The sequence below is a fragment of the Rheinheimera nanhaiensis E407-8 genome, assembly GCF_000296695.1.
Classification (GTDB): domain Bacteria; phylum Pseudomonadota; class Gammaproteobacteria; order Enterobacterales; family Alteromonadaceae; genus Alishewanella; species Alishewanella nanhaiensis.
Genome location: NZ_BAFK01000042.1, coordinates 1 through 5,260 on the forward strand (window position 1 = coordinate 1; position 5,260 = coordinate 5,260).

At 49.6% G+C, this 5,260-nt stretch carries 4 protein-coding genes; 2 read left to right on the forward strand and 2 right to left on the reverse strand.

Annotation, left to right across the window (positions count from 1 at the left end; translation table 11 throughout):
• Together RNAN_RS18360 and RNAN_RS18370 are read left to right on the forward strand one after the other, a co-directional pair.
• A partial coding sequence (locus tag RNAN_RS18360; RefSeq protein WP_040552686.1) for an RHS repeat-associated core domain-containing protein occupies window positions 1-666 on the forward strand: 666 nt, incomplete at its 5' end.
• Between the two features lie 491 nt (window positions 667-1,157).
• Entirely contained in the window at window positions 1,158-1,994 is an 837-nt protein-coding gene (locus RNAN_RS18370; protein WP_008224582.1) for an REP-associated tyrosine transposase, read from the forward strand.
• 625 nt (window positions 1,995-2,619) lie between these two features.
• Here the strand turns inward: RNAN_RS18370 and malQ are convergent.
• Together malQ and RNAN_RS18385 are read right to left on the reverse strand one after the other, a co-directional pair.
• Window positions 2,620-4,773: a 4-alpha-glucanotransferase gene (gene malQ / locus RNAN_RS18380; protein WP_008224584.1), complete on the reverse strand. Its 2,154-nt coding sequence runs from the start codon at window positions 4,771-4,773 to the stop codon at window positions 2,620-2,622.
• Window positions 4,760-5,209, reverse strand: coding sequence for a helix-turn-helix domain-containing protein (locus RNAN_RS18385; RefSeq protein ID WP_008224587.1), 450 nt, complete (start codon window positions 5,207-5,209; stop codon window positions 4,760-4,762). Before RNAN_RS18385 ends, malQ begins: the two co-directional genes overlap by 14 nt.
• Window positions 5,210-5,260 lie beyond the last annotated feature (51 nt).

Sequence of the window (5,260 nt, forward strand, 5' to 3'; positions counted from 1 at the left end):
ACCGGGCATCTGGAAGATGACGACCTGCAGTTAACTTATATGCAGCAGCGGTATTATGACCCACTTATTGGGCGGTTTTATTCGAATGATCCGGTAGGCTTTACCGCCAGTAACCCGATGATGTTTAACCGGTATGCGTATGCCAATAATAATCCCTATAAGTATGTAGATCCGGATGGGAAGAAAGCTGAAAGTTTTTTTGTTCAAGGGAAAACGTATGAAAATATGGGGCAAGCGGTATCTGGTGCTTGGGGAGATTTGAGACAATCTTTAAACAGTGATGTACAAGAGAGATCATCTAAAGTTGCTGATGCAGTTTCGGAAGCAACACCGTCAAGAGAAACTGCACACACTGTTGGAAATGGGGCTTCTTTATTGCTAGCTGTTGGGGCTGTAACAACACCGTGTTCAGCGGCGTGTGCGACAGGCTCTTTAGTTATCGACGCAGCGATTGCTGCTGACCACTTGAGTCAGGGAGATGTTAAAAGTGCGGCGTTAACAATACTTCCCGGAGCTGTAGGTGAGGGAGTTTCAGTTGCGCATAAAGCGACGAAGGTTGGAGCAAACGTCGCTGAAGCAGGCAAGAGAGGCGCAGCGACCAATGTTATTACTAATCAGGTTGTTGGTGATACTCAAGAGCACCAAAAAATTGAAAAGGACAATTAAGTGTGAAGCCTATAATTGTGATTGCAATTTCACTTCTTTTTTTTCTGAGTGGCGGAATTTTCATAGCTAAAAGAGTGATAATGGAAGACTGGATTTGGGCATCAATATTATTTCTTATTGGATATCAATGGGTTTATTTGTTTATTTTGAATAAGAATATGTACACGTTATACGTTGCAGAACCGCTGTACGCGAATGATGAAAAATTCAAATCATTAAGATTGATTCATTTTGTGATAGGGTTGTTGCTTTGTATAGGCTCTACAGTGGTCTAAATTAGGCGCCACTTATTTATAAAATAAACTTAGGTGTCAAGTCTTGCGTCTTGCCTCTGTATATTAAACAACAAGGACACCAATCACCCGGTGTCCTTTTTCTACCCAAACCGCGCAAAACCACCAGCAGCAGAGCTTTAGGGTCAGGTCTTGCTTTTTGCCTTTTCTGTCTGGTGCGCTACTGTTTAGTGGCACCCACCAGACGGAGCAATGATTATGGCCAGACCTTTAAGGTTGGAGTTTACCGGTGCGCTTTACCATATCACCAGCCGGGGTAATGAGCGTAAAGCCATCTATTTTGACGATACCGATTTCGAACAGTTTTTAGCACTGCTGGATAAGGTATGCGAGCAATATAACTGGGTGGTACATGCGTATTGTTTGATGACAAACCACTACCATTTGCTGGTAGAGACACCCGATGCCAATCTCAGTAAAGGCATGCGCCAACTTAACGGCACTTTTACTCAGGCGATAAACCGAAAACACCAACGGGTAGGACATTTATTTCAGGGGCGCTATAAAGCCATTCTGGTAGATAAAGATGCCTATTTGCTGGAGCTAAGCCGTTATATTGTGCTTAACCCCATCCGAGCCAATATGGTGCAGTCGTTAGACGACTGGCCATGGAGTAGCTGGCATGCTGTGATGGGCAAAGCAGCTTCCCCCTCCTGGTTGGCAACAGAAGCATTACTAAGTATGTTTGGCAAACAACGCAAAACTGCCAGGGAGAAATACGCAGACTTTGTGCAACAGGGCAAGGGTATTACCGTATGGGATAAGCTGACGAATCAGCTTTTTTTAGGTAGTGACGATTTTGTACAAAGCCATTTAGCGCTATTAACTGAACCGGATAAGTTAGCTGACATTCCGAAAAAGCAGCGTCGCGTTGCCGCAAAAACGCTGGCAGAGTATGAACAATTAGCAAAAACACGAAATGAAGCTATTACTGCAGCATACAATTCTGGCGCTTTTACTCTGAAGCAGATTGGCAATTATTTTAGCTTGCATTACTCGCGGGTGAGTAAGATAGTGGCAAAAAGCAAGACCTGACCCCTTAGGCTGTCTTGACCCCTTAGGCTGTCTGACCCCTTAGGCTGTTGCAAAAAGCAAGACCGTGACCCCTTAGGCTGTTGGCAACCGAGTTGAAGCTATGGCTACAGTTGCAGAGACAATTGGTGATCAAAAAGAGAGTCAGTAATGAAAGTAAATAAGATCATACTATTTCTACACCTATTTAGTTGTGCCGTGATTATGTCTTTTGGTGCGTTTGTCTTGGAAAGAACGAACAAGGAGCTGTTATATAGTTTTATCTTCATGGTAAGTAGTATTACCTTTTCTTACGCATACTTATTTAATAAGCCACTACCAATGGATCGAGATGTACCTCTTGAAGCTAAAACTAAAAGAAAACTCTACATTTTTATGCCATTTATAATGATGTTCAGCGGTTGTTATATAGCGATTTATGGGTTGACTTAAATTTAATCTGACAGACACCAGTGAAAAACTGGTAACTGTCAGATCAAGTACAGATAAGCCAAAAAAACCAGCAAAGCGAGCAGTACATTCCAGCAGAGGTGATCAGTGCTCGCCAGCAGGGCGGGCAATTTGATGCAGCGCCAGCAGATGTAATAAAAGACCGCCATTTCGGCGGTTTTTTATTTCAGGCGCTGCGTTATTGCCGGGCCGCTTTTATCTCGGCGATCAACTGGCGTACATCGTCGCGCTGCAGGGTCTGGTCGATATTCTCCACCAGTTTACGCCGCCAGTTCGGGTACTCAGTGCTGGTGCCGGGAATATTGACCGGCGTGGCCATCAGCAGCAAGTCTTCTAGCTGAAACGCCAGCAGTTTAGCCGGTTGGCGCGCGGTAAATAAATGGCTGGCACGGATAAGCTGAGCATAATCGGCCTGGCTGTAATCACCTTCGGGTAACTGCAGGCGCTGGCGCATCAACTGTTTTTCATCGGCGCGCAGCTGGTGCAGGCTATCGGCTACCTGGGCATTAGGGAACAGATCCAGCTGGTGGCGCAGCGCTAAATCATGCTCCTGCCAGTAACCGACCAGCGTGGGCATATCGTGGGTGGTTACGGTGGCCAGTGCCAGCTCCGGGTAGGTTTGGGCGGCATGATCGTAACTGCCGGCTTTTTGTTCCAGCATAAATACCCGGTATGACAACACCTGATATTGCGCCATTAAATGGCTGATCTCGACCGGCACTGTGCCTAAGTCTTCACCGATCACCACACAGCTGTTGCGCTGGCTTTCCAGCGCCAGTATGGCGAACAAATCGGCCGCCGGAAAGCGCAGGTAAGCACCGGCAGTGGCATCGCTGCCCAGCGGGCAACACCATAAGCGCAGCAGCGCCATCACATGGTCTAAGCGCAGCGCGCCGGCATAGCGCATATTGGCCTGAATCAGCTCAATAAAAGGTTTGTAGGCTTTTTGCCGCAGCGTATGCGGGTTAAACGCCAGCAAACCCCAGTTCTGGCCTTTGGGTGCCATAATGTCAGCCGGTGCGCCAACGCTTAAATCCATATAATAATCTTCGGGCGCGCCCCAGCTTTCCGCACTGCTGCGGCTGGTGCCTACCGCCACATCACAGTACAGGCCAATGGCCATGCCGTGATGCTGGCATAAGCGTTTAACTTCCGTCAGTTGCTGCTGCGCCTGCCACTGCAGGTACAGTTGCAGCTGTATTTCATCGGCGTGCTCGCGGGCGAAATCGGCCACGGCGCTGCTGTTGGGGCTTTGCAGTGCGTCAGGGAAATTCTGCCAGGCCGCCATGCCCCAGTCCTTTGCAAACAGCTTGCCTTGTAATACCTGATGAATAGCTAATTGCGTCAGGCTCCGGCCACCTTGTGCAACAAAGGCATGAAATTGTTGTGCCCGGGCGGTGTTTTTGGCCAGATGCTGCTGTTTAAACTGCTGATACAGCATAGTGGCGATATGCTTTTTCGCTGCCGCTACCGCAGGGTAATCGACATCTGTAGTGGCACGCAGGTCGGCTAAACGCTGCTGAAACGCAGCACTGTTAACTTCTGCCTGCGCCGCGGCGCACGCGTTAAACTCTTCAGTGTGCTCCAGCGCCACATATTGGGTGTTTAGCCACAGCCGGCTGTTCGGGCTGTAAGGGCTGCAATCCTGCGGCAGCTCCGGGTACAGTGCATGCAGCGGGTTTAAGCCAATAAAGTCGACGCCCTGCGCCGCCAGCGGCGCTATCATTTGCTGCAGATCGATAAAGTCGCCGATACCCCAGTTACGCGCCGATTTTACTGCATATAACTGCAAGGCCGGGCCAAAGGTTTTATGCAGTACGGCTTTATCGTGCAACTGAAAACAGCGCTGCGGCGTAATAATTAACTGCTGCTGATACTGCCTGCTGCCGCCGGTTAACGTCAGTTGGTGGTAGCCCAGTGGCAGGGCCACGTCCAGGGTCAGCTCGGCTACCAGCACTTCGCCCTGTGTCGTCTGCTGACGCTGACAAATATCACTGGCTGCCAGGCTTAACTGGCCGCTGAATTGCTGTTGCTCTTCAGTGGTAATGTGCCACTGCCAGTCGCTAAGTGCCTGTTGTTGCAACTGCTGTAGCCGTATGTGCACCGGCTGGCCCTGGCGGCATACGGTAACCGGTGCCAGCACCTCCAGCCAGGGCTGCTCGGTTAAGTCGGCAATGTGCTGGCGAATACTGTGTTCACTCGTTAAATCAAAGCCCATCGCCTGCAAAATGGCTTGTTGCTTGTCCAGGCTGACCACTTCAGTGTGGCCTTGCGCATGAACATAGCTGTCCTGTAGCCCCGCCAAAGCAGCGAGTTGCTTAATTAATTGCATAATTCACCTGTAACCGCGCGCTGTGCGCCGCTGGATATTGAGTTCTTGCTGCGCCACACAGCTTGCGTTGCCGAAATACGCCAGGCGAGCAGCCCTGCCAGCATTTAAAGGCTTTTTGAAAACTGCTCTGCTCTTCAAAGCCAAGCTGAAAAGCAATTTGCTGCAAGCTCAATTCACCTTGCTGTAAATAGTGCTGCGCCAGCTGATGGCGGCATTGGCACACCAGCTCACGGAAACTGCTGTTGTGCTGCTGTAATAAACGCTGCAGCGTGCGGCTGCTAACATGCAAGGCGCTGGCTGCCTGGCAAAGCCTTGGCGCTTGCGGTAATTGCTGCACTATATATTGGCGCAGCTTGCTTAATAATTGTTGTGTCAGGTTTACCTGGGCGCGGCTTAACGCGGCGACCGCTTCGGGCTGATGGCTAAAACGTGTCATAGAGGGCTCCCACCTGGCAGCACAGCAAGTCCACAGGTTTGCTTTGTTCTG

What these genes read in the sequence shown, in the direction of transcription:
- RNAN_RS18370 (WP_008224582.1), top strand. Translation starts at nt 1,158, where the DNA reads ATGGCCAGACCTTTAAGGTTGGAGTTTACCGGTGCGCTTTACCATATC.
- malQ (WP_008224584.1), bottom strand. Translation starts at nt 4,773, where the DNA reads ATGCAATTAATTAAGCAACTCGCTGCTTTGGCGGGGCTACAGGACAGC.
- RNAN_RS18385 (WP_008224587.1), bottom strand. Translation starts at nt 5,209, where the DNA reads ATGACACGTTTTAGCCATCAGCCCGAAGCGGTCGCCGCGTTAAGCCGC.